We start from the raw sequence: 24847 nt of genomic DNA, 5'->3' as shown, positions 1-24847 counted from the left end.
ATGGCAGACGACGCTTTCCTGCTGGGCGGCCGGACCTTCTCGTCCCGCCTGATCATGGGGACGGGCGGGGCGCCGAGCCTGGACATCCTGGAACGGGCGCTGATCGCGTCCGGTACGGAGCTCACGACGGTGGCGATGCGCCGACTGGACCCGACGGTCCAGGGTTCCGTCCTGTCGGTGCTGACCCGGCTGGGCATCTCCGTACTCCCCAACACCGCGGGGTGCTTCACGGCGGGCGAGGCGGTGCTGACGGCGCGCCTCGCGCGGGAGGCGCTGGGCACGGACTGGATCAAACTCGAGGTCGTGGCCGACGAGCGGACCCTGCTGCCGGACGGGGTGGAGCTGCTGGATGCGGCGGAGACCCTGGTGGACGAGGGCTTCACGGTGCTCCCGTATACGAACGACGACCCGGTGCTCGCGCGGAAGCTGGAGGACGTGGGCTGTGCGGCGATCATGCCGCTGGGGTCTCCGATCGGCTCGGGGATGGGCATCCGGAACCCGCACAACTTCGAGCTGATCGCGGAGCGGGCGGGGGTTCCGGTGATCCTGGACGCCGGAGCCGGCACGGCGTCGGACGTGGCGCTGGCGATGGAGCTGGGCTGCTCGGCGGTGATGCTGGCCTCGGCGGTGACCCGGGCGCAGGCACCTGTGCTGATGGCGGCGGCCATGCGCGATGCCGTATCGGCGGGGCGGCTGGCGTATCGCGCGGGCCGCATCCCGCAGCGCCGCTTCGCAGAAGCCTCGTCCCCGGCCGAGGGCCGCGCCACCTTGGACCCGGAACGCCCGGCGTTCTGAGGCTCCGCCGCTGCGCGGGGCCTTCTCCCCGCCCCGACCGGGGAAACTCCGGCCCCGCCGGCGTTCGAGGCGCGGGGGTGCGGGGGCCGGCCCCCTGGGGGTCCCTCCGGACGGAGTCCGGGGGAGGCGCCGCACCTGCGCGGGGGTCCGGGGCTCTGCCCCGGTGAACGGGAGAAGGGCGGGGCGGGGAGAAAAGCCCCACACAGCGGGACACCGCACCCCGCCTGACCAGCGAAGCCGGGCCCACACGTCACAGCTGCGCTGCAACAGACCACCACCCGGGACAGGACTCCGACCCACGCTCGTAGAATCGCCGGGTGGATACGACCCTGGATGACCCCCTCGTCGGGCAGACACTCGACGGCCGCTACCGCGTCGACGCCCGCATCGCGGCCGGCGGCATGGCAACGGTCTACCGGGCCGTCGACACCCGCCTCGACCGTGTGCTCGCACTGAAGGTGATGCACCCGGCGCTCGCCGCCGACGGCGGCTTCGTCGACCGGTTCATCCGCGAGGCCAAGTCCGTGGCCCGCCTCGCGCACCCCAACGTCGTCGCCGTTTTCGACCAGGGCACCGACGGGCCGTACACGTACCTCGCCATGGAGTACGTCTCCGGCTGCACCCTGCGCGACGTGCTCCGCGAGCGCGGCGCGCTCCAGCCCCGCGCTGCCCTCGACATCCTCGAGCCCGTCCTGGCCGCGCTCGGCGCCGCCCACCGGGCCGGGTTCGTGCACCGTGACATGAAGCCCGAGAACGTCCTGATCGGCGACGACGGCCGGGTCAAGGTGGCGGACTTCGGGCTGGTCCGGTCCGTCGACTCGGTGACCAGCACCACAGGCTCCGTCCTCGGCACCGTCTCCTACCTCGCCCCCGAGCAGATCGAGACCGGCAGCGGCGACACCCGCGTGGACGTCTACGCCTGCGGTGTCGTCCTGTACGAGATGCTCACCGGCTCCAAGCCGCACTCCGGCGGCACCCCCGCCCAGGTGCTCTACCAGCACCTCCACGAGGACATGCCGCCGCCGTCGGCCGCCGTCCCGGGGCTGCCGGGCGTCCTGGACCAGCTCGTCGCGTACGCCACCGCCCGCGATCCGGAGCTGCGCCCCTCCGACGCTGCCGCCCTGCTCGGCCTGGCCCTCGACGCCCGCGCGCTGCTCGGTGACGGAGAGCTGGACGCCGTGCCGCCGCAGGCGCGTGCCGAGACGCGGAGCGCCACCGAGGACCGCACCGGCGTGATCCCGCGGCCCGTCGCGGCGCAGCCGCCCGTGAACCTCACCTCCCGGCTGGAGCTCCCGGACCGCCCGGAGCCCACGCCGGCCCAGTCGGCGCCGCCGGCCCCGCGCAGGCCGCGGCGCGGCACGCTGCTCGTGATCGCCGGGGTGCTGCTCGCGCTCGGTCTGGGCACCGGGGTCTGGTACATCAACGCCGGCCAGTTCACGAAGGTCCCCAACCTGCTCGGGAAGACCGAGGCGCAGGCCAAGTCCGAGCTGTCCGCGGCCGGCCTCGGCGTGAAGCGGATCGACCGGAAGTTCAGCGACGCCTTCGACCGCGGGACGGTGATGAACTCCGACCCCGCGAGCGGCAAGCGCATCCGCGGCAACGGCGCGGTGGTGCTCACGGTCTCGCGCGGCCCGGAGATCGTCGTCGTACCCGATCTGAAGGGCAGGCCGCTGGACGATGCGAAGGCCGAGCTGACCAAGAGCGGTCTGGCTCCCGGCCTGGTCACGCAGGCGTTCAGCCAGGACGTCGCCCAGGGCTCGGTGATCTCCACCGATCCGACAGGCGGGCAGAAGCGGTCGCCCGACACGGCGGTCGCGATCGTGGTCAGCAAGGGCCGGCCGGTCCAGGTGCCGAACGTGGCCGGACGGCCCCTCGACCAGGCGCGGGCCGCCCTCCAGGACGCCGGACTCAAGGTCGAGACGGCCGCCGACCAGGTCAACTCGCCGTTCCCGGCCGGTACGGTCGCCAACCAGTCGATCGGCGCCGGAGCGCAGGCCGCGACGGGTGACACGGTCACGCTCACCGTGTCCAAGGGCCCCCGGCAGATCCCGGTGCCGAACGTGACCGGCCAGGAGGCGGACGTGGCCCGCAGGACGCTGGAGGCTGCCGGTTTCAAGGTGAAGGTGGAGCGGCCGTTCCTGTCCTTCAGCAACACGGTGGACGCCCAGTCGGTGCCGGGCGGCCAGAACGCCCCCGAGGGCAGCATCATCGTCCTGCGGACCAAGGGGCTGTAGCAGTAGTGGACCGGAGGGTCATGGACGGGGCCGTGCGCAACCCCGTGGGCGGGCACGTCCCCGTCGCCGGCGGGCTCGCCTCGGTGGGGCTGACGTACGCGCGGGAGATGGGTGCGGAGGCCGTCCAGGTCTTCGTGGCCAATCCCCGCGGCTGGGCCACCCCGGTCGGGAACCCGGCGCAGGACGAGCTGTTCCGGGCCGGGTGCGCGGCCGGGTCGATCCCGGCGTACGTGCACGCGCCGTACCTGATCAACTTCGGCTCGCACACCGAGGCGACCGTGGAGAAGTCGGTGGAGTCGCTGCGGCACTCGCTGCGCCGCGGCCGGGAGATCGGTGCGCTCGGGGTGGTCGTCCACACCGGCTCGGCGACCGGAGGGCGCCCGCGCGAGGCGGCGTACGAGCAGGTCAGGGAGTACATGCTGCCGCTGCTGGACGAGCTGGTGCACGACGACGACCCGTTCCTGCTGCTGGAGTCCACGGCCGGGCAGGGTTCCTCGCTGTGCTCGCGGACCTGGGACTTCGGTCCGTACTTCGAGGCGCTGGAGCACCATCCGAAGCTCGGGATCTGCCTGGACACCTGCCACATCTTCGCCGCGGGGCACGATCTGGCGGAGCCGGGCGGTGCCAAGCAGACGCTGGACCTGCTGGTGGACACGGTGGGCGAGGGACGGCTGAAGCTGATCCACGCGAACGACTCGAAGGAGGGCGTGGGCGCCCACAAGGACCGCCACGCCAACATCGGGCAGGGCCACATCGGCCGGGACGCCTTCGCCGAGCTGTTCACGCACCCCGCGACGGAGGGCGTCCCGCTGATCATCGAGACGCCGGGCGGCAAGGAAGGGCACGCGACGGACGTGGCACTGCTGAAGGAGCTGCGCGAGCTCCACTGATCCACCGATCCGTTGACACCACGACAGCGACCACGGCAACGGCCACGCCGCCGGCGTGGACCTGCGTACGGCCATCCGGGTGGCGTTGGCTGCGGACACTCTTTCGATCACCGTCATGGAACTGATCGACAACGGCGTGATCGCGCTGTGGCCGGGAGCGATGGACGCGCACCTCGCGGACGCGCTGTTCTGGATCGTACGGGCGATCTCGCTCGGGCTCGCCGTCGTCGTCACGACCCCGGTCGACAAGTGGCTGATCGGCCGCGGCAAGGGCCACGCGGGCGTGCACCAGTACCACCGCTGAGGGCGGACACCCCCCTACAGCTCGGGGCCGTCCCCCGGCTCCTCCTGGTACGAGTAGCGCTGCTCGCGCCAGGCGTCGCCGATGTTGTGGTAGCCGCGCTCTTCCCAGAAGCCACGGCGGTCGGCGGTCATGTACTCGACGCCGCGGACCCACTTCGGGCCCTTCCAGGCGTACAGGTGCGGGACCACGAGCCGCACCGGGAAACCGTGCTCGGCGGTGAGCAGTTCACCGCCCTCGTGGGTGGCGAAGACGGTGCGGTCGGAGGCGAAGTCGGCCAGCCGCAGATTGGAGCTGAAGCCGTACTCGGCCCACACCATGACATGCGTGACCTGCGGCGACGGCGGCGCCAGGGCAAGGATGTCGCGGGCAAGGACCCCGCCCCATTCGGCGCCCTGCATGCTGAACTTCGTCACGCAGTGCAGGTCCGCCACGACCGACTCGAACGGCAGGGCCGTGAATTCCTCGTGGTTCCAGCAGTGCTTGTCACCGTCGGCGGTGGCTCCGAAGACGCGGAACTCCCAGCGGTCCGGCTTGAACTTGGGGACCGGGCCGTAATGGGTGACCGGCCAGCCGCGCTGCAACCGCTGCCCCGGGGGAAGCTCCAGCTGCTCTGCTCCCGGAGATTCCCGGCTTTCCGGCTGACCCATGCCTCCATGGTGACAGACGTGGCGGGGTGGTCACGACCAGGTATGCCCCTATACGGGCAAGTCATGGCAACTCACACTAAGGAGGCACTTACTGGACGGCCCCCTGCGGCGGTGCAAGGATGCGCGCACTCCCCCAGCCACGGCTGGGAGGTACCCCCAGACCCGTCACACAGCTGACATTGCCTGGAAGGAGCCTCTGCGATGCAGGGCGACCCCGAGGTCCTCGAGTTTCTGAACGAGCAGTTGACCGGCGAGCTCACGGCGATCAACCAGTACTGGCTCCACTACCGGATCCAGGACAACAAGGGTTGGACCAAGCTCGCGAACTACACCCGTGCCGAGTCCATCGACGAGATGAAGCACGCGGACAAGATCACCGAGCGCATCCTCATGCTGGACGGGCTGCCGAACTACCAGCGGCTCTTCCACGTACGGGTCGGCCAGACACTGACGGAGATGTTCCAGGCGGACCGGCAGGTCGAGGTCGAGGCCATCGACCGCCTCAAGCGCGGGATCGAGGTGATGCGCGGCAAGGGCGACGTGACCTCGGCGCGCCTCTTCGAGGAGATCCTGGGGGACGAGGAACACCACATCGACTACCTCGACACCCAGCTGGAGCTCATCGAGAGCATCGGGGAGCCGCTCTACATCGCGCAGCTGATCGAGCAGCCGGAGAGCTGAGCCACAGCGAGACCCTGGCGGCTCACGCCTTACGCGGCTTCCGCGAGCTCCGGGTCGGCGGCGAGCACGGCTGCCGCATTGCCCTTCTCCAGCAGCTCCCGGCGCGGGCAGGCCCCGCGGCCCAGGATGCCCTGGATGGTGCGTACGCAGGATCCGCAGTCGGTGCCGGCCTTGGTGACCGAGGCGATCTGGCGGGGGGTGCAGGCCCCGGCGGCCGCGTGATCCTTGACCTGCTTGTCGGTGATCCCGAAGCAAGAGCAGACGTACACGCGGTTCACCTCCCTGGCAGGAATGGTTTTGCAGCCATCCCCTATTCGGTGAGGCTTACCTAACCGTACCCAAAGTGAGGCTTACCTAAAAGCCCTGGCAACGACTGTGGGGCACGGATCACATCGATCCGTGCCCCACAGTTGTGCGTTTCTACGTATTCAGACAGTGCTTACTGATCGCGGTACATCTCGGCGACCAGGAAGGCCAGGTCCAGGGACTGGCTGCGGTTGAGCCGCGGGTCGCAGGCCGTCTCGTAGCGCTGGTGCAGGTCGTCGACGAAGATCTCGTCGCCGCCGCCCACGCACTCGGTGACGTCGTCACCGGTGAGCTCGACGTGGATGCCGCCCGGGTGCGTGCCGAGGCCCTTGTGGACCTCGAAGAAGCCCTTGACCTCGTCGAGCACGTCGTCGAATCGGCGCGTCTTGTGGCCGGAGGCCGCCTCGAAGGTGTTGCCGTGCATCGGGTCGGTGACCCAGGCGACGGTCGCGCCCGAGGCCGTGACCTTCTCGACCAGCTCGGGGAGCTTGTCGCGGACCTTGTCGGCGCCCATGCGGACGACGAAGGTCAGCCGGCCCGGCTCGCGCTCGGGGTCCAGGCGGTCGATGTACGTCAGCGCCTCGTCCACGGTGGTGGTCGGGCCGAGCTTGATGCCGAGCGGGTTGGCGATCTGCGAGCAGAACTCGATGTGCGCGTGGTCCAGCTGGCGGGTGCGCTCACCGACCCAGACCATGTGGCCCGAGGTGTCGTACAGCTTCCCGGTACGGGAGTCCGTACGGGTCAGCGCGCCCTCGTAGTCGAGCAGCAGCGCCTCGTGGGAGGCGTAGAACTCGACGGCCTTGAACTCGGCCGGGTCGGTGCCGCACGCCTTCATGAAGTTCAGCGCGTTGTCGATCTCCCGCGCGAGCTGCTCGTAGCGCTGCCCGGACGGGGAGGACTTCACGAAGTCCTGGTTCCAGGCGTGCACCTGGCGCAGGTCGGCGTAGCCACCGGTGGTGAAGGCGCGCACCAGGTTCAGCGTCGACGCGGACGCGTGGTACATGCGCTTCAGCCGCTCGGGGTCCGGGATCCGGTCCTCTTCGGTGAAGGCGAAGCCGTTGACGGAGTCGCCGCGGTAGGTCGGCAGGGTGACGCCGTCGCGGGTCTCGGTGTCCTTGGAGCGCGGCTTGGAGTACTGGCCCGCGATGCGGCCGACCTTGACGACGGGCACGGAGGCCGCGTACGTCAGGACGGCGCTCATCTGGAGCAGCGTCTTCAGCTTGGCTCGGATGTGCTCGGCGGACACGGCGTCGAAGGCCTCGGCACAGTCGCCGCCCTGCAGCAGGAACGCCTCGCCCTTGGCGACGGCTCCCAGACGGGCGCGCAGCTGGTCGCACTCGCCCGCGAAAACGAGCGGAGGATACGACTCGAGGTCCGCGACGACAGCGCGCAGTGCCTCGGCATCGGGGTACGAAGGCTGCTGCGCCGCGGGAAGGTCTCGCCAGGTCGCCTTGGCGGCGGGGGCTTGGGTTTCAGCGTTCACGGTCACCTCGTACACATTACGGCGTCTTGCGTCACGTCCAGCCCGGCGCCCACTCCGTGAGACGGGTGTCTCTGCGGGTGCGGGTGGGCTATCGTCGGCGGCATGTACGCGCTCTCGAACCAGAACTGGTGGTGGCCCGCTCCCGGCGGCCCACTTCTCGCGCGTACCCACTGACACGCACGACGCGAAGGCCGCCCGAGGGGCGGCCTTCGGTGCTTTCCGGGCCCGGCCGCTCCTCTTCACCCCGCCGATGGAGAAGGACGCCCGCCCCATGGATACCAGCCGCCTGGAACCCAGCCGCCTGCTCGGCCTGCTCGACGACTCCTGCCCGCCCTTCGCCCTGCTGCGCCGCCGGACCCCCGGCCGCGACCACGACATCGTCGAGGTGCTGATCGGCCCGGTCCACGAGGCCGGGCGCCTCGCCGAGCTGCCCGTACGAAAGCTGCCCACCCTCGCCCTCGTCCCGTTCCGGCAGATCCGCGAGCGCGGGTTCGACGTACGCGACGACGGCACGCCGCTGAGCGTGCTGGCCGCCGAGGAGGCGTACGAGGTCCCCCTCGCGGAGGCGCTGGCCGCGCTGCCGGACCACCCGGTGCGGGTCGAGGGCGGCGGCTTCGACGTCCCCGACGAGGAGTACGCGGCGACCGTCGAGCGGGTGATCCGGGACGAGATCGGCCGCGGCGAGGGCGCGAACTTCGTCATCCGGCGCACGTACGAGGGCCGGATCGACGGCTTCGGGCGGGCCGACGCGCTCGCGCTGTTCCGGCGGCTGCTGCTGGGCGAGCGGGGTGCGTACTGGACGTACGTCGTGCACACCGGGGACCGGACGCTGGTCGGGGCCAGCCCCGAGGTGCACGTGCGGATGTCCGGCGGCACGGTCGTGATGAATCCGATCAGCGGCACCTACCGCTATCCGGCCGGGGGCCCGACGGCCGAGTCCCTCCTCGCCTTCCTCGGCGACCGCAAGGAGACCGAGGAGCTCTCCATGGTCGTGGACGAGGAGCTGAAGATGATGTGCACGGTCGGCGACCGGGGCGGGGTCGTCGTCGGGCCGCGGCTGAAGGAGATGGCGCACCTCGCGCACACCGAGTACGAGCTGCGCGGCCGGTCCTCGCTGGACGTACGGGAGGTGCTGCGCGAGACGATGTTCGCGGCGACGGTGACCGGGTCGCCGGTGCAGAACGCCTGCCGGGTGATCGAGCGGTACGAGGCCGGCGGGCGCGGCTACTACGCGGGGGCGCTGGCCCTGCTGGGCGTGGACGCCTCGGGGTCCCAGACGCTGGACTCCCCGATCCTGATCCGGACCGCGGACATCGCGGCGGACGGCACGCTGCGGGTGCCGGTGGGCGCCACGCTGGTCCGGCACTCGGACCCGGCGGGCGAGGTGGCGGAGACGCACGCGAAGGCGGCCGGGGTGCTGACGGCGCTCGGGGTCCGCCCGGCGGCCCCGCGGCCGGCGTTCGGGGCGACCGGCCTCGCGGCCGACCCCCGGGTCCAGGCGGCCCTCGCGGCGCGCCGCCAGGACCTGGCGCCGTTCTGGCTCCGGATGCAGGACCAGCCCCCGGCCCGGGTCGGCCACGCGCTGGTGGTGGACGGGGAGGACACCTTCACGGCGATGCTGGCCCATGTGCTGCGGGTGACGGGGCTGGAGGTGACGGTACGCCGCTACGACGAACCCGGGCTGCGGGAGGCGGCCCTGACCTGGACCGGCCCGATCGTCCTGGGCCCGGGGCCGGGGAACCCGGCGGACGCGGCCGACCCGAAGATGCGGATGCTGCGCGGGCTGGCCGGCGAACTGCTGGCGGGACACCGGCACGGGCTGCTGGGCGTCTGCCTGGGCCACGAGCTCCTGGCGGCGGAACTGGGCCTGCCGCTGATCCGCAAGGCGGAGCCGGCGCAGGGGGCGCAGACGCGGATCGACTTCTTCGGGAGGGAGGAGGTGGTGGGCTTCTACAACACGTACACGGCGCACTGTTCCGACGAGCTGGCCGGCCGCTTGGCCGCGTCGGGCGTGGCGCTGTCCCGCGACCCGCGGACGGCCGAGGTCCACGCCCTCCGCGCCTCCGCCTTCGCGGGGGTCCAGTTCCACCCGGAATCGATCCTCACCCTCCGAGGCGCCGACCTGCTCCGCGAGCTCCTGGTCACGGTGACGACGGCCACGGTCTAGCGCCCGCAGCGGCCCGACCGGCCGGGGGACCGCTGCGCGGTGCTTCTCCCCCACCCCGCCCCTCCCCGAAACCGGGCTCTGCCCGGACCTGCGCCTCAAACGCCGGCGGGGCTGGAGAAATCAGCCCCGCCGGCGTTTGAGGCGCAGGGGTGTGGGGGCGGCGCCCCCACAACGGGGTCCGGGGCGGAGCCCCGGGGAACGGGGGAAGGGGCAGGGGCCCCGCGCAGCGGGAGGCGTCAGGCTGGGACCGGCTTCGTGCGGCGGGACAGGATCGTCCGCACCAGCTGCCAGGTCAGGATCGGGCCCAGCACCGCCATGCCGGCCAGGAGCGCCGTGAGGTTCCAGAAAGCCAGCGCCAGCGACACCGGCGCGCCCACCGCCGGATCCGCGAACGCCAGCCACGCGTCCACCCTCTGCCCGGGCCGGGAGCGAAGCGCGGGCCGCAGGGCCCGCAGGGCGTACACGAGCTGTACCGCGGCAAAGGCCACAAACATCCAGCGGCCCCAGGAAGGTATGTCCACGCGGCCGAATCTAGGCCATGCACCCGCGCCGCACACATGGCCCCGGCCTGAACTCCGGACGAACTCGCGTCACATGGGGGACAGCGTGTTCTCCGACCTCCGCCCCGCCAGGTAGTCCGCCACGTTCCGGACCGTCGTCTCGATGATCTGGCCCACCGCGTCGTGCGTGTAGTACGCCTGGTGCGAGGTGACCACCACGTTCGGGAACGTGATCAGGCGCGCCAGGGTGTCGTCCTCGACGGCCTCCAGGGACTTGTCCAGGAAGAACAGCCCGGCCTCCGCCTCGTACACGTCCAGCCCGACCCCCTCGAAGCGCCCGGACCGCAGCTCCGACACCAGCGCCTCCGAGTCGATCAGCCCGCCGCGGCCGGAGTTCACCAGGATCGCGTCGTCCTTCATCATCCGCAGCGCGGCCGCGTCGATGATGTGGTGCGTCGCCTCCAGCAGCGGCACGTGCAGGCTGACCAGGTCCGCGGACGTGAGCAGTTCCTCCTTGTCCACGTACTTCATGCCCAGCTCCACGCACGCCGGGTTCTGCACGACGTCCCAGCCCAGCAGGTTCATGCCGAAACCGTGCGCGATCCGGGTGAACGCCTCGCCGATCTTGCCGGTGCCGAGCACGCCCACGGTGCGGCCCCGCATGTCGCGGCCCATCAGCCCGTTCAGCCGGAAGTCGAAGTCCCGTGTCCGGTTCGACGCCCGGACGATCCGCCGGTTCACGGCCATCGCCAGGGTCCAGGCGAACTCGGCGACGGAGTAGGGGGAGTAGTACGAGACCCGGCTCACGGTCATGCCGAGCTGCCGGGCCACGTCCAGGTCGATGTTGTTGAAGCCGGTGGACCGCTGGGCGATCATCTTCGTCCCGCCCCCGGCCAGGGTCCGCAGCACGCGCCCGTTCAGATCCGCGTTCACGCTCGACGAGACGATCTCGTACCCGGCAGCGATCGGGGCGGTGTCCTCGGTGAGGAACACGTTCAGGCAGCGCACCTCGTGGTGCCCCGCGGCCGCGAACGCCTTCTCGATCAGCGGCTGCTCGTCCCCCTGCACCCCGAATGCCAGGATTTCCACGTTCGCTCCCGTGCTGCGCGATGGGTCGGACCGGAAGAGCCGGACCATGGGTCGTTTCGTCACCTTACGGCCGTTACGACCCACAGCCCGCCCGCCCGCTCCGGCTCAGCCGAAGAACACCCCGACTTCCTTGTACAGCGCCGGGTCCACGGTCTTCAGCTTCGCCGTCGCGTCCGCGATCGGCACCCGCACGATGTCCGTCCCCTTCAGCGCGACCATCTTCCCGAAGTCACCGTCGTGCACGGCGTCGATCGCGTGCAGCCCGAACCGCGTCGCCAGCCACCGGTCGAACGCGCTCGGCGTGCCCCCGCGCTGGATGTGGCCGAGCACCGTGGTCCGGGCCTCCTTGCCCGTCCGCGCCTCGATCTCCTTGGCCAGCCACTCCCCCACGCCCGACAGCCGGACGTGCCCGAATGAGTCGGTGGTGGCGTCCTTCAGCACCATCTCCCCGTCCTGGGGCATGGCCCCCTCCGCGACCACCACGATCGGCGCGTAGCTCGCCTTGAACCGGGAGGTCACCCACGCGCACACCTGGTCCACGTCGAAACGCTGCTCCGGGATGAGGATGACGTTGGCGCCGCCCGCCAGCCCCGAGTGCAGGGCGATCCAGCCGGCGTGCCGGCCCATCACCTCGACGACGAGCACCCGCATGTGCGACTCGGCCGTGGTGTGCAGCCGGTCGATGGCCTCCGTGGCGATGCCCACCGCCGTGTCGAAGCCGAAGGTGTAGTCCGTGGCCGACAGGTCGTTGTCGATGGTCTTCGGGACGCCGACGCACGGGATGCCGTATTCCCCGTACAGCTTCGCGGCCACGCCCAGGGTGTCCTCGCCGCCGATCGCGACGAGGGCCTCGATCTCGTACTTCGCGAGGTTCTCCTTGATCTGCCGGACCCCGTTCTCCTGCTTGAACGGGTTGGTCCGCGAGGAGCCGAGGATGGTGCCGCCGCGCGGCAGGATGCCGCGGACGGCGGGGATGCCGAGCGGGACGGTGTCGCCCTCGACCGCGCCGCGCCAGCCGTCCTTGAACCCGACGAACTCGCACGCGTACTCCTGGACGCCCTTGCGGACGACGGCCCGGATGACCGCGTTGAGCCCCGGGCAGTCGCCGCCGCCCGTCAGCACTCCGACCTTCATGCCAATCTCCTTGTTCGGAAGCCCCCGGCTTCAGCCGGCGGAGAAACCGCATCCTCGGCTCGGAGCCGCGCAGCGGCGGAGTGCCGCTACGTGATGCTGTGACCTGCGCTTGTGTTCGGAACGTGGCCACCCCTAGCGTCCGGGGCGTGGGTGCTTCTACTTCTGTGAAGCGGGCGTTCAAGTACCGCTTCTATCCAACGGACGCGCAGGCGGTTGAGCTGTCGCGAACGTTCGGGTGCGTGCGGAAGGTCTACAACCTGGCCCTCTCCGTCCGCACTGACGCGTGGACGGAGAGCCGTGAGCGGGTGGGGTACGCCGAGACATCGACTCTGCTCAGCGGCTGGAAGAAGACCGAGGAGTTGGCCTACCTGGCCGAGGTGTCTTCCGTTCCGCTCCAGCAGGCGCTCAGGCACCTGCAGACAGCGTTCGCGGGGTTCTGGGGGAAGCGAACGAAGTACCCTCGCTTCAAGTCGAAACGGAAGTCCCGGGCGAGCGCCGAGTACACACGCAGCGCCTTCCGCTACGCCGACGGCCAGCTGACGCTGGCCAAGATGGCGGAGCCATTGGATGTCGTGTGGTCCCGCCCCTTGCCCGCCGGCGTGGAGCCGTCCACGGTCACCGTCTCCCGTGACAGCGCAGGGCGCTGGTCCGTGTCCCTGCTGTGCGAGGACGCGCCCGATCCGATGCCCTCCACTGCGGCGGCGGTCGGCATTGACGTCGGACTGACGGCCCTGGCCACCCTCTCCACTGGCGAGAAGATCACCAACCCACATCATGAACGCGAGGACCGGGCACGGCTTGTGCGCGCCCAGCGCGCGTACGGGCGCGAGCTGATCGCCGTCGACCGATGGTTCCCCAGCACCCTCCTGTGCTCGGCCTGCGGGGCCATCGCCGACAAAATGCCCCTGAACGTCCGCGAGTGGACGTGTGAGAACTGCGGGACGACCCACGACCGGGACGGCAACGCAGCTGTGAATCTTCTGGCCGCCGGGCTGGCGGTTGCTGCCTGTGGAGCGGGGGCAAGACCTCATCGGGAGTCCTCCTCTCGACCGGGGCGATCCGCGGCGAAGCAGGAAACCCCACCTGCAAGGGCAGGAATCCCCTGTCCTTCGGGTAGGGGATGAGGTCAAGGAATCTCCCTTCGCCACGTCGTCCACGCTAGCGGTGACGCAGGTCACAACAAGGCGTTAGGGAGGGTCAATTCCAGTGAAATCAAGGGGCGTTGTGTACCCTTTTTCACTCGTACGAGGACGTAAGCACGACGTACGACACCGCGCGCCCCCGTTACGCGTCGTCGAGGCCGCGCTCTATCGCGTACCGGACGAGCTCCACCCGGTTGTGCAGCTGGAGCTTGCCCAGGGTGTTCTGCACATGGTTCTGCACCGTGCGGTGGGAGATGACGAGGCGCTCCGCGATCTGCTTGTACGAGAGCCCCTTGGCCACCAGCCGCAGCACCTCGGTCTCCCGGTCGGTCAGTTGCGGGGCCTTCGGCTCGTCGGGGGCGGCGGGCGCCGGGTCGGTGGCCAGGCGCCGGTACTCGCCGAGCACCAGACCGGCCAGGCCCGGGGTGAACACCGGGTCGCCGGCCGCGGTGCGGCGGACCGCGTCGATCAGCTCCTGGGCGCCCGCGGACTTGAGCAGGTAGCCGGTCGCGCCGGACTTCACTGCCTCCAGGACGTCGGCGTGCTCACCGCTGGCGGACAGGACCAGGACGCGCAGCGCGGGGTTGGCGCCGACGAGCTCCTTGCAGACCTGCACCCCGGGCATGCCCGGCAGGTTGAGGTCGAGGACCAGGACGTGGGGGGCGGCGGGCACGGCCCGGCGGACCGCCTCGGGGCCGTCGCCGGCGGTGGCGACCACGTCGAAGCCCGCGGCGGCCAGGTCGCGGGCGACCGCGTCCCGCCACATCGGATGGTCGTCGACGACCATCACCTTGATCGCGCCGAGCTCGTTCCGCTCGTTGGCCGCGTCGGTCTGGCTCACTGGGTTCTCCCCCTAGGTACTTTCAGTTCCACTTCGGTGCCCTGTCCGGGGACGGACACCAGCTCGGCGCTGCCGCCGAGGTCCCGCAGCCGGCTGCGGATGGAAAGGGCCACGCCCATCCGGCCCTCGCCCTCGGCCTGGTCGAGCCGGCCCGCCGGGATGCCGGGGCCGTCGTCGCGAACGGTCACGATCACCTCGTCGCCCCAGTCCTCGACCAGGATCCAGGCCCTGGCCCCGTCCCCGGCGTGCTTGCGCACGTTGTCGAGGGCGGCGCCGACCGCGGCGGCCAGCTCCTTCGCCGCAGGCACCGGCAGCAGCACCGGCGTGCCCGGCTCGGCGAAGCTGACCCGCGATCCGGCGTGCGGGGCGAGGAGGGCCCGCAGATCCAGCTCGCCCTCGTCGGCGCCGGGCTCCTCCACCTCGTACGCGTCCACCAGCGCGCCGAGCGACTCGTCGCGGGAGATCCGGGAGGCGGGCAGCAGCCCGCTGGAGACCAGGGTGCGCAGCGCCACCTCCTGGTCCCCGGCCATCCGGCCGAGCTCGGCGGCCTCGCCGCCCAGCTCGGTGCCGCGCCGCTGGACCATGGCGAGGACCTGGAGGACCCCGTCGTGGATGTCGCGGGCGAGGCGCTCGCGTTCGCGGGTGGCGGCCTCGATCTCCAGGGCGCGGGCGAGGGTGGCCTCACTGGCCCGGGCGACCTCGACGACGTACCCGATGGCGATGGAGGCGACCCAGACCAGCAGCACGTTGTGCAGGGTGTCGCGGGTGGGATTGCCGCCGTGGACCAGGACGTTGGCCGCGGCCACGAAGGTCGAGGCGAATCCCGCCCAGCGCCATCCGCCCTTGATCGCGAAGGCGAGGACGGAGCCCGCCGTCCAGATGCTGGGGAGGGTGGGGCCACCCCCGGCGATCCGCTCGTACGTGTCCGCGACCGGGGTGAGCAGGATCCCGACGAGGGCGACGGTGAGGTCGGCCCCGAGGAACCGCTTGGTGCAGTTGACGGCGTTCGCCACCTTGCGGTGGGTGGCCACGGTCCAGACGGCGAGCACGGCGAGGTAGCCGGCCGCGACCCAGGGGCGGTCGAAGTCCTTGTACGCCGAGGCGAACAGCAGGGCCGCGTAGACCATGGTGATCAGCCGGTAGGCGGTCAGGGCCCGCCACAGCGGCTGCTCGACCGACATGCGCACGACGCGTTCGCGTTTCGCCATCTCCCCCACCCCGTGCGGGCGGTGCCGCCCGTTCTTCCCGTTCTTCCCGCCCTTCCCGCCCTTCCCGCCCTGCTCCGCTACTCCGCGCTGTTGCCGGCGCTCTTCTCGGCGGCGGCCCTGGCGGCCTTCTCGGCCTTTTCCGCGTCCGCGATCTGGCGCTTGGCGGCCGTCGCGTAGATGTCGACGTACTCCTGGCCGGACAGCTTCATGATCTCGTACATGACCTCGTCGGTCACCGAGCGCAGGATGAAACGGTCGCTGTCCATGCCCTGGTAGCGGCTGAAGTCCAGCGGCTTGCCGATCCGGATGCCCGGGCGCATCAGCTTCGGGACGACCTTGCCGGGCGGCTGGATCTTCTCGGTGTCGATCATCGCCACGGGGATCACCGGCGCACCGGTGGCCAGGGCCACCCGGGCCAGACCGCCGGGCTTGCCGCGGTAGAGGCGGCCGTCGGGTGAACGCGTCCCCTCGGGGTAGATACCGAACAGCTCCCCGCGCTCGATGACCTCGATGCCGCTCTTGATCGCGGCCTCGCCCGCACCGCGCGCGCCGGAGCGGTCCACCGGGAGCTGGCCGACGCCCTTGAAGAAGGCGGCCGTCAGCTTGCCCTTGACGCCCGGGGAGGTGAAGTACTCCGCCTTCGCGATGAAGGTGACCTTCCGGTCCAGCACGGCCGGCAGGAAGAAGGAGTCGGAGAACGACAGGTGGTTGCTCGCGAGGATCGCCGGCCCCTCGGCGGGAATGTTCTCGAGGCCCTCCACCCACGGCCTGAAGGCGAGCTTCAGGGAACCCCCGATGGAGAACTTCATTGCGCCGTAGATCAACTCGAAAGCCTTCCTGTGTCTGTCGAACAGACCATATCCCCTGGCTCGGGCGTGAGCGGTCGACGACCCTGGTCGGTGTCATCCCCGTCGCGTACGGTGAAGTCACACAGCGCTACGCACCCCCCACCCGTCGAAGGAGACCCTGGTGCCCGTCCTCCCTGGAGCTGAGCCCTTCCGCCACGAGGGCGGAGAGGTCGGCGTCCTCCTCTGCCACGGCTTCACCGGTTCCCCGCAGTCGCTGCGCCCGTGGGCCGAGTATCTCGCCGGGCAGGGCCTGACGGTGTCGCTGCCGCTGCTGCCCGGGCACGGGACGCGGTGGCAGGACATGCAGCTCACGGGCTGGCAGGACTGGTACGCGGAGGTCGACCGCGCGCTGCGGGAGCTGCTGGACCGGTGCACGCAGGTGTTCGTCTTCGGCCTGTCCATGGGCGGCGCGCTGAGCCTGCGGCTGGCGGCGAAGCACGGGGACGCGATCAGCGGGCTCGTGCTCGTCAACCCGGCCAACAAGGTGCACGACCCGCTGGCCGTCGCCCTCCCGGTGGCCAAGCACTTCATCCGCTCGACCCCGGGCATCGCGAGCGACATCGCGAAGCCGGGCTCGGACGAGGTCGGGTACGACCGGGTCCCGACCCGGGCCGCGCACTCGCTGCGGAAGTTCCTGCAGATGCTGGACACCGAGCTGCCGCAGGTGACGCAGCCGGTGCTGCTGCTGCACAGCCCGCAGGACCATGTCGTACCGCCGGTCGACTCGGCGCGGATCCTCGCGCGGATCTCGTCGACGGATGTCACCGAGACGCTGCTGGAACAGAGCTACCACGTTGCGACGTTGGACTACGACGCGGAGCAGATCTTCGCGGACAGTTATGCGTTCGTCGGGCGGCTCGCGGAGAGCGTCGGCAGGGAGGGGGCGGCCAGCGGTGGCTGAGCACGAGGAGTCCTCGGGGGGTGTCCCCCCGCTGGACGAGGAGGCGGCCTGGGCGGCGATCGTCGCCGGGTACGGGCAGGAGCCGCCGGACCCGCCGGGGTCGAGACCGTTCCGGCCGATCGAGAACCTGATGCTGCCGGAGGAGGACGTGGAGCCGGCTCCGGAGCCTCCTGCGGACAAGGAACCCCCGGCTCCGGCGCTGGGCAGCTCGGTGGTGTTCGCCCCGGGCGTGGGCGTGAGCGGTACCGGTCCCGGGACCGGGCCCCGGGACCACACGCCGGCGGAGCCGGACGGGAAGGACGAGGGCCACTTCGTCCCGCCGGAGCCTGAGCTCCCGCCTGCGGACACGACGGCGAAGTTCGCGTGGCTCGCGGTGGTCGGCGGGCCGGTGCTGCTGCTGGTGGCCGTGCTGCTGCAGTGGGACATGACCTGGTGGCTCACGGCCCTGGGCATCGGCGGCTTCCTCGGCGGCTTCGCCACGCTGGTGGCCCGGATGTCGCAGGGCGACGACGAGGACGACGACCCGGGCCGGGGCGCGGTGGTGTAGGCCGCGGCCCCGGACCCTCCCCCGGACTCCGTCCGGGGGTACCCCCTCGCCTCAGGCGTCGGCGGGGCCGGATTTCCCGGCCGGGAGGCGGAGGGTGGCCAGGACCGGGAGGTGGTCCGTGGCTGCCTGGAGGTCGTCCTTGGTGATGCCTGGTAGAGGGGTTGGGACGCCGCAGGTCAGGATCTCCACGCCCTGCGTTGCGAAGATCGCGTCGATCCGCCTCGGCGGGCCGGAGCGGACGAAGGTGTGCTCGCCGCCCCAGGGCGACACCGTCCAGCCGTCCTGGAGGGCGGTGGAGAGGCGGCGGAACGCCGGGCCCGACGGCGTCTCGTTGATGTCGCCCGCCGCGATGGCGTACGGGGCGTCCATGGACGCGAGGCGGTCCAGGAGGATGTCGGCCTGCGCCCGGCGTTCCGCCCCGTCCAGCGACAGGTGCGCACTCAGCACCGCCACCCGCGCAGCCCCGAACCGGACCACCGCCGTGGCGAAGCCCCGCCGGTGCAGGCCCGGGGTGAGTGGGAGCAGGACGTCCTCCGTCCGCTCCACGAAGGCCCGCAGGGAACAGAGCAGGAGCGGGCCCGCAGCCGTGGCGCCGCCGCTCAGCACCACCAGGTCCGTCTTCGCGGCCAGCCGCGCCGCATGCTTGCGCCAGCGGAAGAACCGCGGCGCCTCCTGGATGAACACCAGGTCGGGTGCGCACGCGCGGATCACCCTGGCCAGCGCCTCCTCGTCGTCCCGCATCGAGCGGATGTTGTAGCTGAGGGCTCGGATCACCGCGGAACCGTCGGGTTCCGTCACAGAGTTCGGCAGCATGGACCGCAACATAGCCAGACTGCCCGCCGTGCCACAGAGGGCGCGGCGGGCAGTTCTGACAACGGACGGCGTCAGCCCTGGCGGGCCAGGTCCGCCGCGCCGACGAGGCCGGCCTTGCCGCCCAGCTGCGCGGCCAGCACCTGTGCGTGCGGGCGCCACGCGCCGCCGACCAGCCAGCGCTTGAAGGACTTGCGGATCGGGTCGAGGACGAGGTCGCCCTCGTCCGAGACCCCGCCGCCGACGATGAACGCCGACGGGTCGAAGAGCGACGCCAGGTCCGCGAGGCCGGCGCCCGCCCAGCGGGCCAGCTCGCGGAAGGCCTCGACGGCCACCAGGTCACCGGCCCGCGCGGCCTCGCTGACGTGCTTGCCCTCGATGCCCTCGGTGGTGCCGTCGCCGAGCGCGAGGAGGACCGCCGCGTTCTCGGGGGTGGCGTTGGCGCGCTGCTTCGCGTACCGGACGAGCGCGCGTCCGGAGGCGTACTGCTCCCAGCAGCCCTGGCTCCCGCACCCGCACAGCAGGCCGTCCGGAACCACCCGGATGTGCCCGAATTCGGCGGCGACGCCGAAGCGTCCGCGGCGCAGCTTGTTGCCGATGATGATGCCGCCGCCCAGGCCCGTGCCGAGCGTGATGCAGATGACGTCCTCGTGGCCCTGGCCCGCGCCGAAGCGGTACTCGCCCCAGGCGGCGCAGTTCGCGTCGTTCTCCACGACGACCGGCAGGCCGATGCGCTGCTCGACCTTGTCCTTGAGCGGCTCGTGGCGCCAGTTGATGTTCGGCGCGAAGAGTACGGTCGCGCGCTTGTCGTCCACGTAGCCGGCGGCGCCGATGCCGACGGCTTCGATGGTGTGGCTGCTGCTGACTTCGGACACTGCGGCGCAGATCGCGTCCGTCACCCCGTCCGCGGTCGGCGGGGTGGGCACCTTGTACGTCTCAAGGATGGTGCCCTCTTCGTCGACCACGCCGGCCGCGATCTTCGTGCCGCCGATGTCGACGCCGATGGTGAGTCCCATTAGTCCCTCGGTTTCCGGTCAAACCCCGCCACGGCCAACGGTACCCGAGGGCGGCAGTGTCTCAGTCGAGATCGATCCGCTGCGTCGGACCGCTCCCGCCCTCGTCGCGGGGGTCGGAATGGTCCCCGGAGGGACGGTCGCCCGAAGGACGGTCGCCGGAGGGGCCGTCCGAGCCCGCGCCCGCCGCGGGCTCGTCGCGGGTCCAGCGGCGCTCGTGGCCCTCGACGGCCGAGCGGTACGCGGCGAGCAGCTCGGAGCCGGCGGTCGCGAGGTGGTCGAAGACGTCGGGATTGCGCTCGACGACGGGCTTGGCGGCGGCCTTCGCCTGGTTGACGAACTGGCGTACCGCACCCTGGGCGGCGGCGCCGAGCAGCGGGTTGTTCAGCCCGGAGACCTTGTCGGCGACGGCCTCGAACAGCTTGAAGAGCTCCTCGGCGGCGGTCCCGGTGCCGGCGTCGGCGCCGCCCCGCCGGGCCCGGCGGCGCTCCTGCTCCGCGGCGAGATCCTCGGCGCAGGCCTTGGCCCAGGCGTCGTCGTCGGTGGGACGGTCGGTGGCCTCGCTCATGGCGGACTCTCCTGCGGCAGCTGCTGGGCGTGCGGTACGTACTACCTTCGACGTTACCCGAACGGGGGTACGCGGTTCAGGGCCTGCGGGGCCAGAGCCCCGGGTCCGGCGTGAAGCGGATGCGGAGCTCCCCGTCGGCGAGGGCGGCGCCGGAGACCGTGCAGCGGCGCAGCGCCGAGGGCAGTGGAACGATCCTGCGGTACGGGCCGGCCGCGAGCAGCAGCTCGTCGCCGCGCCGGACCAGGTCGAGGTCGCGCTTGTGCGCGCCGGGCAGCGGCACCACCCAGACGAGTACACCGTCCTCGGCGAGACGGTCCTCCACCACCCAGGCCCGGCGGTCCCGGGCAGCATCCCGGGCCCTGTCCCCGGCCTCCCCGCAGGCCGCCGGAACGAGCCCCTCCGCCCCGGCGAGCCCTGCCAGGTCCTCCGGCCCCTGGGGGTCCCGCCCGAGGTGTCCCAGCGGCAGCACGGGCATGTCCCTGGCCGGCTCGGCCCCGGCCCACTGGGCGGCGTACTTCTCCTGCTGGGCGGCGAGCCCGGCCAGCCAGGGGTCGGGCGAGCCCTGCGGCACCATCCGGTTGGCGACGATCCCGGCGACCGGCAGCTGTTCGAGGGCGAGGCCGAGCAGCCCGGTCCGCAGCGCGGCGTCGGCGCCCGGTCCCGGCTCGGCGACCACCCGCAGCGAGGTGGCGGGGGCCTCCACGACGGCCTGGACGGCCGCGAGCTCCTCGTCCCAGCGCGCGGCGGCCTCGTACAGCCACTGCGCGGGCATGGGTACGCCGGCCAGCTGGGCCAGTACGGGCCGCAGGGCGCGGGCCGCCTGCCGCTCGGCCGGGAGCAGCCGGGCCAGGTAGCGGCGCAGCTGCGCGGGGAGGGCGAGGGTGGCCACGGCCTGGTGGAGCGGGGGCATGTCGACGACGACGAGGTCGATGCCGGGTGCGGCGGCGGCCCGGCGCAGGGCGCGCAGCAGGGCGAACTGCTCGGCGCCGGGCAGCTCGGTGAGCTCCTCGGCCCCGAGGGGACGGGCCCCGACCATGCCGAGCAGGGCGGATCCGCGCTCCTGGAGGGCGACGAGCTCCCCGCGGAACTCCTCGCCGGTGTCCACGCGGGCCGCGAGGACCCCGCCGGCGGGTACGGCCGTCAGCCCGGGCGCGGCTTCGACAGGCCGGCCCGTGGGCTCCCCGAGCAGTGCGGACAGGGGGTTCCCGGGGTCACCGGAGAGCAGCAGCACCCGCTGCCCGGTCCGCGCGGCGGCGACGGCGGTGGCCGCGGCCACGGTGGTGCGGCCGGCCCCGCCGGGGCCGGTGATCAGCAGGATGTGCATGGATCAGGCCGATTCGACGCGCTTCTTCAGGCCGGCCAGGGCGCGGTCGATGATGACCTTCTCGGCCTTGCGCTTGATCATGCCGAGCATCGGGATCTTGACGTCCACGGTCAGCTGGTAGGTGACCTCGGTGTGCTTGCCGCCTTCCAGCGGGGCGAGCCGGTACGAGCCGTCGAGCTGGCGCAGCATCTGCGACTTGTCCAGGGTCCAGCTGACCTCGTCCGTACCCTTCCAGGTGTAGGCGAGGGTGTGGTCGTCCTTGATCGCGCCCGCGTCCAGCAGCAGCCGGACCTTTTCGGCGCGGCCGTCGGCGTCGGTGGCCAGTACCTCGGCCTCCTTCACCTCGCCGGTCCACTCGGGGTAGCGGGCGAAGTCGGCGATCACGGCCATGACGTCGGCCGGCGCCGCCTCGATCGTGATGCTCGAGCTGGTGTGTTCGGCCATGGCGGTCGCCCCTCCAGGGATTGTTCGAGGAAGTGTGCGGCCTGCGGCCGCCGCGTGCAGGCTACCGTGCGTGCGGACGTCGCCACTCCAGGGCCCGGGGCTCACCGCTCCAGGGCCCTGAGGTCACCACTCCAGCGCCCAGGGCCTTCCGGTGGCGGCGAAATGCCCGACGTTCACGCATTCCGTGCCGCCGATCCGCATGCGCCGGGCCATCGGCTGGTGCACGTGTCCGAACAGCGCGTACCGCGGGCGGGTCCGCCGGATCGCCGCGAGCAGGGCCTCGCTGCCGCGCTCGAACCGGCGCGCGACCGTGTCGTAGCAGAGCTCGGGAACCTCCGGCGGGATGTGCGAGCAGAGCACGTCCACCTCGCCGAGCGCCTCGACCTTGGCGGCGTACTCCTCCTCGTCCACCTCGTACGGGGTGCGCATCGGGGAGGGCAGTCCGCCGCCGACGAAGCCGAAGACGCGGCCGCCGATCTCCACCCGCTGCCCGTCGAGGACGGTGGTGCCGGGGCCGGCGTACTCGGGCCACAGACCCGGGATGTCGACATTGCCGTACGTGGCGTACGTGGGCTGCGGGAACGCGGCGAACATCTCGGCGTACTGGCGGCGCACCGCGCCCTCGATCAGCTGTTCCCGGTCCAGCCCGGCCCACAGCCGCCGCCCGAGGTCGCGGGCCTCGTCGAAGCGGCGCGCGGTGCGCAGCTCCACGATCCGGTGGGCGTTCTCGACGCCGAACAGGTCGGGGAAGATGCCGCGCGAGTGGTCGGCGTAGTCGAGGAAGAGCACGAGGTCACCGAGGCAGATCAGCGCGTCGGCGCCGTCCCCGGCGCGGGCGAGCGCTTCGGCGTTGCCGTGGACGTCGCTGACGACGTGGACTCGCGTACTGCTTTTCCTGCCACCCATGCGCCCCACCCTAGGGGGGCCCGGGTGCCGCGGGTAGAGGAACCTTCACAGGCTCCCTACCTGCGGTTACTTCCGGGTCGCAAACGGGGTCGACTACTGTCGGCATGGCACGGCCGTGGCGTGTGACGCACGGAACATCTGGCCGGTTCCCTCTATCCGGAACCCACTACCGGTGGGTAACGTCCGGTCGGTCCACATGGTGGCGATGGCGCCCAGAGGAGCAGCAGTCTTGCGCGAGTTCAGCCTTCCGGCCCTGTACGAGGTCCCGTCGGACGGGAACCTGACGGATCTCATCCGCCGCAATGCCTCGCAGCATCCCGACACAGCCGTCATGGCCCGCAAGGTCGACGGCGAGTGGCAGGACGTGACCGCGACCGAGTTCCTCGCCGAGGTGCGGGCCGCCGCCAAGGGCCTGATCGCGGCCGGCATCCAGCCCGGCGACCGCGTCGCGCTGATCTCCCGCACCCGCTACGAGTGGGTGCTCTTCGACTTCGCGATCTGGAGCGCGGGCGCCGTCACCGTCCCCGTGTACGAGACCAGCTCGCCCGAGCAGATCCAGTGGATCCTCGGCGACTCCGGCGCGGTCGCCGTGGTCGTGGAGAGCCCGGGGCACAGCGCGGCCGTGGCCTCGCTGCGCGACCGGCTGCCGGAGCTGCGCGAGGTCTGGGAGCTCGAGCAGGGCGCGCTGGCGACGCTGCAGGCCGCCGGCGCGGACGTGCCGGACGACGAGGTCGACCGGCGCAGCTCGCTCGCGAACGCCGACGACCCGGCCACCATCGTCTACACCTCGGGCACCACCGGCCGCCCCAAGGGCTGTGTGCTGACCCACCGCAACTTCTTCGCCGAGTGCGGCAACGTGGTGGAGCGCCTGAGCCCGCTGTTCCGCACCGGCGAGTGCTCCGTGCTGCTCTTCCTGCCGGCCGCGCACGTCTTCGGGCGCCTGGTGGAGGTGGCGGCCGTCCTGGCGCCGATCCGCCTGGGCTGCGTACCGGACATCAAGAACCTCACCGACGAGCTGCAGTCCTTCCGGCCCACGCTGATCCTCGGCGTGCCGCGCGTCTTCGAGAAGGTCTACAACTCGGCGCGCGCCAAGGCGCAGGCCGACGGCAAGGGCAAGATCTTCGACGCGGCCGCCGAGACGGCGATCGCGTACAGCCGGGCGCTGGACGCCCCGGGCGGCCCGTCCTTCGGCCTGAAGCTGAAGCACAAGCTGTTCTCCAAGCTGGTCTACAGCAAGCTCCACACGGTCCTCGGCGGGCGCGGCGAGTACGCGATCTCCGGCGGGGCACCGCTGGGCGAGCGGCTCGGCCACTTCTTCCGCGGCATCGGCTTCACGGTCCTGGAGGGCTACGGCCTGACGGAGTCGTGTGCCGCCACGGCCTTCAACCCGTGGGACCGTACGAAGATCGGTACGGTCGGCCAGCCGCTGCCGGGCTCCGTGGTGCGGATCGCCGACGACGGCGAGGTGCTGCTGCACGGCGAGCACGTGTTCAACGGGTACTGGAAGAACGAGGCGGCGACCGCCGAGGCGCTGACCGACGGCTGGTTCCACACCGGCGACGTCGGCACCCTCGACGAGGACGGCTACCTCGCGATCACCGGGCGCAAGAAGGAGCTCATCGTCACGGCTGGCGGCAAGAACGTCGCGCCCGCGGTGATCGAGGACCGGATCCGGGCGCACGCGCTGGTCGCGGAGTGCATGGTGGTCGGCGACGCGAGGCCGTTCGTGGCCGCGCTGGTCACGATCGACGAGGAGTTCCTCGGCCGCTGGGCCGCGGAGCACGGCAAGCCGGCCGGGGTCACGGCGGCGGAGCTGCGCGAGGACGCGGACCTCATCGCCGCCGTCCAGAAGGCCGTGGACGACGGCAACGCGGCGGTTTCCAAGGCGGAATCGGTGCGGAAATTCCGCATTCTGCCCTCCCAGTTCACGGAGGAGTCGGGTCACATCACGCCTTCGCTGAAGCTGAAGCGGAATGTGGTGGCGAAGGACTTCGCGGACGAGATCGAGGCCCTGTACCGCGGCTGATGGCGGACCGCAGGCACGGCCCGCGGCCGGAGGCCGCTG

At 71.6% G+C, this 24847-nt stretch carries 24 protein-coding genes and 1 pseudogene; 10 read left to right on the top strand and 15 right to left on the bottom strand.

The window, feature by feature from the left end; genetic code table 11:
• From AB0M76_RS24605 to AB0M76_RS24590, 4 genes and pseudogenes are all read left to right on the top strand, one after another.
• On the top strand, positions 1-795 hold the full coding sequence (locus AB0M76_RS24605; protein WP_365954905.1) for a thiazole synthase: 795 nt from the start codon (positions 1-3) through the stop codon (positions 793-795).
• 317 nt (positions 796-1112) lie between these two features.
• Positions 1113-3029 (top strand): Stk1 family PASTA domain-containing Ser/Thr kinase, encoded by a 1917-nt coding sequence (gene pknB / locus AB0M76_RS24600; protein WP_365954904.1) that lies wholly within the window; start codon positions 1113-1115, stop codon positions 3027-3029.
• A gap of 20 nt (positions 3030-3049) precedes the next feature.
• On the top strand, positions 3050-3919 hold the full coding sequence (locus AB0M76_RS24595; protein ID WP_365954903.1) for a deoxyribonuclease IV: 870 nt from the start codon (positions 3050-3052) through the stop codon (positions 3917-3919).
• A gap of 49 nt (positions 3920-3968) precedes the next feature.
• Positions 3969-4223 (top strand): annotated as a pseudogene (locus AB0M76_RS24590) (DUF4396 domain-containing protein); the annotation flags it as partial.
• 14 nt (positions 4224-4237) lie between these two features.
• Here AB0M76_RS24590 and AB0M76_RS24585 read toward each other — a convergent pair.
• Positions 4238-4870 (bottom strand): sulfite oxidase-like oxidoreductase, encoded by a 633-nt coding sequence (locus tag AB0M76_RS24585; RefSeq protein ID WP_266994016.1) that lies wholly within the window; start codon positions 4868-4870, stop codon positions 4238-4240.
• A gap of 201 nt (positions 4871-5071) precedes the next feature.
• Here AB0M76_RS24585 and bfr point away from each other — a divergent pair, with 201 nt between their 5' ends.
• The gene (gene bfr / locus AB0M76_RS24580) at positions 5072-5551 is read left to right on the top strand and encodes a bacterioferritin (RefSeq protein WP_030291847.1); all 480 of its coding nucleotides are present in this window, start codon (positions 5072-5074) and stop codon (positions 5549-5551) included.
• Between the two features lie 29 nt (positions 5552-5580).
• On the opposite strand, the gene AB0M76_RS24575 is transcribed toward bfr, so the two are convergent.
• Together AB0M76_RS24575 and AB0M76_RS24570 are read right to left on the bottom strand one after the other, a co-directional pair.
• The gene (locus AB0M76_RS24575) at positions 5581-5820 is read right to left on the bottom strand and encodes a (2Fe-2S)-binding protein (protein WP_030863597.1); all 240 of its coding nucleotides are present in this window, start codon (positions 5818-5820) and stop codon (positions 5581-5583) included.
• A gap of 170 nt (positions 5821-5990) precedes the next feature.
• A complete protein-coding gene (locus AB0M76_RS24570) occupies positions 5991-7346 on the bottom strand; it encodes a class II 3-deoxy-7-phosphoheptulonate synthase (protein WP_365954902.1) in 1356 nt (451 codons plus the stop codon).
• Between the two features lie 265 nt (positions 7347-7611).
• Between AB0M76_RS24570 and AB0M76_RS24565 the strand changes: the two genes are divergently transcribed.
• The gene (locus AB0M76_RS24565) at positions 7612-9507 is read left to right on the top strand and encodes an anthranilate synthase family protein (RefSeq protein WP_365954901.1); all 1896 of its coding nucleotides are present in this window, start codon (positions 7612-7614) and stop codon (positions 9505-9507) included.
• 236 nt (positions 9508-9743) lie between these two features.
• Here the strand turns inward: AB0M76_RS24565 and AB0M76_RS24560 are convergent, their stop codons facing one another.
• The 3 genes from AB0M76_RS24560 to AB0M76_RS24550 form a co-directional block, all read right to left on the bottom strand.
• On the bottom strand, positions 9744-10028 hold the full coding sequence (locus AB0M76_RS24560) for a hypothetical protein (RefSeq protein ID WP_365954900.1): 285 nt from the start codon (positions 10026-10028) through the stop codon (positions 9744-9746).
• Positions 10029-10097: 69 nt separating this feature from the next.
• Positions 10098-11096, bottom strand: a complete 999-nt coding sequence (locus AB0M76_RS24555) for a 2-hydroxyacid dehydrogenase (RefSeq protein WP_365954899.1) — start codon at positions 11094-11096, stop codon at positions 10098-10100.
• 105 nt (positions 11097-11201) lie between these two features.
• Entirely contained in the window at positions 11202-12230 is a 1029-nt protein-coding gene (locus AB0M76_RS24550; protein WP_365954898.1) for a 6-phosphofructokinase, read from the bottom strand.
• 164 nt (positions 12231-12394) lie between these two features.
• Between AB0M76_RS24550 and AB0M76_RS24545 the strand changes: the two genes are divergently transcribed.
• Positions 12395-13354: an RNA-guided endonuclease TnpB family protein gene (locus AB0M76_RS24545; protein ID WP_365954897.1), complete on the top strand. Its 960-nt coding sequence runs from the start codon at positions 12395-12397 to the stop codon at positions 13352-13354.
• A 160-nt stretch (positions 13355-13514) separates the two neighbouring features.
• Here the strand turns inward: AB0M76_RS24545 and AB0M76_RS24540 are convergent, their stop codons facing one another.
• The 3 genes from AB0M76_RS24540 to AB0M76_RS24530 all read right to left on the bottom strand — a co-directional run bounded on the left by AB0M76_RS24540 (position 13515) and on the right by AB0M76_RS24530 (position 16230).
• The gene (locus tag AB0M76_RS24540) at positions 13515-14159 is read right to left on the bottom strand and encodes a response regulator transcription factor (protein WP_048480546.1); all 645 of its coding nucleotides are present in this window, start codon (positions 14157-14159) and stop codon (positions 13515-13517) included.
• 50 nt (positions 14160-14209) lie between these two features.
• The gene (locus AB0M76_RS24535) at positions 14210-15421 is read right to left on the bottom strand and encodes a DUF5931 domain-containing protein (RefSeq protein WP_365954896.1); all 1212 of its coding nucleotides are present in this window, start codon (positions 15419-15421) and stop codon (positions 14210-14212) included.
• A gap of 77 nt (positions 15422-15498) precedes the next feature.
• Positions 15499-16230 carry a lysophospholipid acyltransferase family protein gene (locus AB0M76_RS24530; RefSeq protein ID WP_365955020.1) on the bottom strand — a complete coding sequence of 244 codons (732 nt, stop codon included), beginning with the start codon at positions 16228-16230 and terminating at the stop codon, positions 15499-15501.
• A 160-nt stretch (positions 16231-16390) separates the two neighbouring features.
• On the opposite strand from AB0M76_RS24530, the gene AB0M76_RS24525 reads away from it, so the two are divergent.
• Entirely contained in the window at positions 16391-17170 is a 780-nt protein-coding gene (locus AB0M76_RS24525) for an alpha/beta fold hydrolase (RefSeq protein WP_327362986.1), read from the top strand.
• Complete coding sequence (locus tag AB0M76_RS24520; RefSeq protein ID WP_365954895.1) at positions 17163-17717, top strand: hypothetical protein; 555 nt, start codon at positions 17163-17165, stop codon at positions 17715-17717. Before AB0M76_RS24525 ends, AB0M76_RS24520 begins: the two co-directional genes overlap by 8 nt.
• A 51-nt stretch (positions 17718-17768) precedes the next feature.
• On the opposite strand, the gene AB0M76_RS24515 is transcribed toward AB0M76_RS24520, so the two are convergent.
• The 6 genes from AB0M76_RS24515 to AB0M76_RS24490 all read right to left on the bottom strand — a co-directional run bounded on the left by AB0M76_RS24515 (position 17769) and on the right by AB0M76_RS24490 (position 22782).
• Complete coding sequence (locus tag AB0M76_RS24515; protein WP_365954894.1) at positions 17769-18542, bottom strand: endonuclease/exonuclease/phosphatase family protein; 774 nt, start codon at positions 18540-18542, stop codon at positions 17769-17771.
• A gap of 59 nt (positions 18543-18601) precedes the next feature.
• A complete protein-coding gene (locus AB0M76_RS24510) occupies positions 18602-19543 on the bottom strand; it encodes an ROK family glucokinase (protein WP_365954893.1) in 942 nt (313 codons plus the stop codon).
• A gap of 61 nt (positions 19544-19604) precedes the next feature.
• Positions 19605-20108 carry a DUF5304 domain-containing protein gene (locus tag AB0M76_RS24505; RefSeq protein ID WP_365954892.1) on the bottom strand — a complete coding sequence of 168 codons (504 nt, stop codon included), beginning with the start codon at positions 20106-20108 and terminating at the stop codon, positions 19605-19607.
• Positions 20109-20184: 76 nt separating this feature from the next.
• Positions 20185-21432: an ArsA-related P-loop ATPase gene (locus tag AB0M76_RS24500; RefSeq protein WP_365954891.1), complete on the bottom strand. Its 1248-nt coding sequence runs from the start codon at positions 21430-21432 to the stop codon at positions 20185-20187.
• A gap of 3 nt (positions 21433-21435) precedes the next feature.
• A complete protein-coding gene (locus AB0M76_RS24495; protein WP_266667784.1) occupies positions 21436-21876 on the bottom strand; it encodes an SRPBCC family protein in 441 nt (146 codons plus the stop codon).
• Between the two features lie 123 nt (positions 21877-21999).
• Positions 22000-22782 (bottom strand): metallophosphoesterase, encoded by a 783-nt coding sequence (locus AB0M76_RS24490; RefSeq protein ID WP_365954889.1) that lies wholly within the window; start codon positions 22780-22782, stop codon positions 22000-22002.
• A 229-nt stretch (positions 22783-23011) separates the two neighbouring features.
• On the opposite strand from AB0M76_RS24490, the gene AB0M76_RS24485 reads away from it, so the two are divergent.
• Complete coding sequence (locus AB0M76_RS24485; protein ID WP_365954888.1) at positions 23012-24808, top strand: AMP-binding protein; 1797 nt, start codon at positions 23012-23014, stop codon at positions 24806-24808.
• The last annotated feature ends 39 nt before the right edge of the window (positions 24809-24847 follow it).

The sequence above is a fragment of the Streptomyces sp. NPDC051364 genome (genome assembly GCF_040682115.1).
GTDB lineage: Bacteria > Actinomycetota > Actinomycetes > Streptomycetales > Streptomycetaceae > Streptomyces.
Note: the sequence above shows the minus strand (reverse complement) of the source record. Positions and strands in the feature narration are given on the sequence as shown.

Bases quoted from the DNA above. Each gene is read 5' to 3' on its own strand.
- AB0M76_RS24605 (WP_365954905.1), top strand. From the start codon at position 1: ATGGCAGACGACGCTTTCCTGCTGGGCGGCCGGACCTTCTCGTCCCGC.
- AB0M76_RS24595 (WP_365954903.1), top strand. From the start codon at position 3,050: ATGGACGGGGCCGTGCGCAACCCCGTGGGCGGGCACGTCCCCGTCGCC.
- AB0M76_RS24585 (WP_266994016.1), bottom strand. From the start codon at position 4,870: ATGGGTCAGCCGGAAAGCCGGGAATCTCCGGGAGCAGAGCAGCTGGAG.
- bfr (WP_030291847.1), top strand. From the start codon at position 5,072: ATGCAGGGCGACCCCGAGGTCCTCGAGTTTCTGAACGAGCAGTTGACC.
- AB0M76_RS24565 (WP_365954901.1), top strand. From the start codon at position 7,612: ATGGATACCAGCCGCCTGGAACCCAGCCGCCTGCTCGGCCTGCTCGAC.
- AB0M76_RS24550 (WP_365954898.1), bottom strand. From the start codon at position 12,230: ATGAAGGTCGGAGTGCTGACGGGCGGCGGCGACTGCCCGGGGCTCAAC.
- AB0M76_RS24540 (WP_048480546.1), bottom strand. From the start codon at position 14,159: ATGGTCGTCGACGACCATCCGATGTGGCGGGACGCGGTCGCCCGCGAC.
- AB0M76_RS24535 (WP_365954896.1), bottom strand. From the start codon at position 15,421: ATGGCGAAACGCGAACGCGTCGTGCGCATGTCGGTCGAGCAGCCGCTG.
- AB0M76_RS24530 (WP_365955020.1), bottom strand. From the start codon at position 16,230: ATGAAGTTCTCCATCGGGGGTTCCCTGAAGCTCGCCTTCAGGCCGTGG.
- AB0M76_RS24515 (WP_365954894.1), bottom strand. From the start codon at position 18,542: ATGTTGCGGTCCATGCTGCCGAACTCTGTGACGGAACCCGACGGTTCC.
- AB0M76_RS24510 (WP_365954893.1), bottom strand. From the start codon at position 19,543: ATGGGACTCACCATCGGCGTCGACATCGGCGGCACGAAGATCGCGGCC.
- AB0M76_RS24505 (WP_365954892.1), bottom strand. From the start codon at position 20,108: ATGAGCGAGGCCACCGACCGTCCCACCGACGACGACGCCTGGGCCAAG.
- AB0M76_RS24500 (WP_365954891.1), bottom strand. From the start codon at position 21,432: ATGCACATCCTGCTGATCACCGGCCCCGGCGGGGCCGGCCGCACCACC.
- AB0M76_RS24495 (WP_266667784.1), bottom strand. From the start codon at position 21,876: ATGGCCGAACACACCAGCTCGAGCATCACGATCGAGGCGGCGCCGGCC.
- AB0M76_RS24490 (WP_365954889.1), bottom strand. From the start codon at position 22,782: ATGGGTGGCAGGAAAAGCAGTACGCGAGTCCACGTCGTCAGCGACGTC.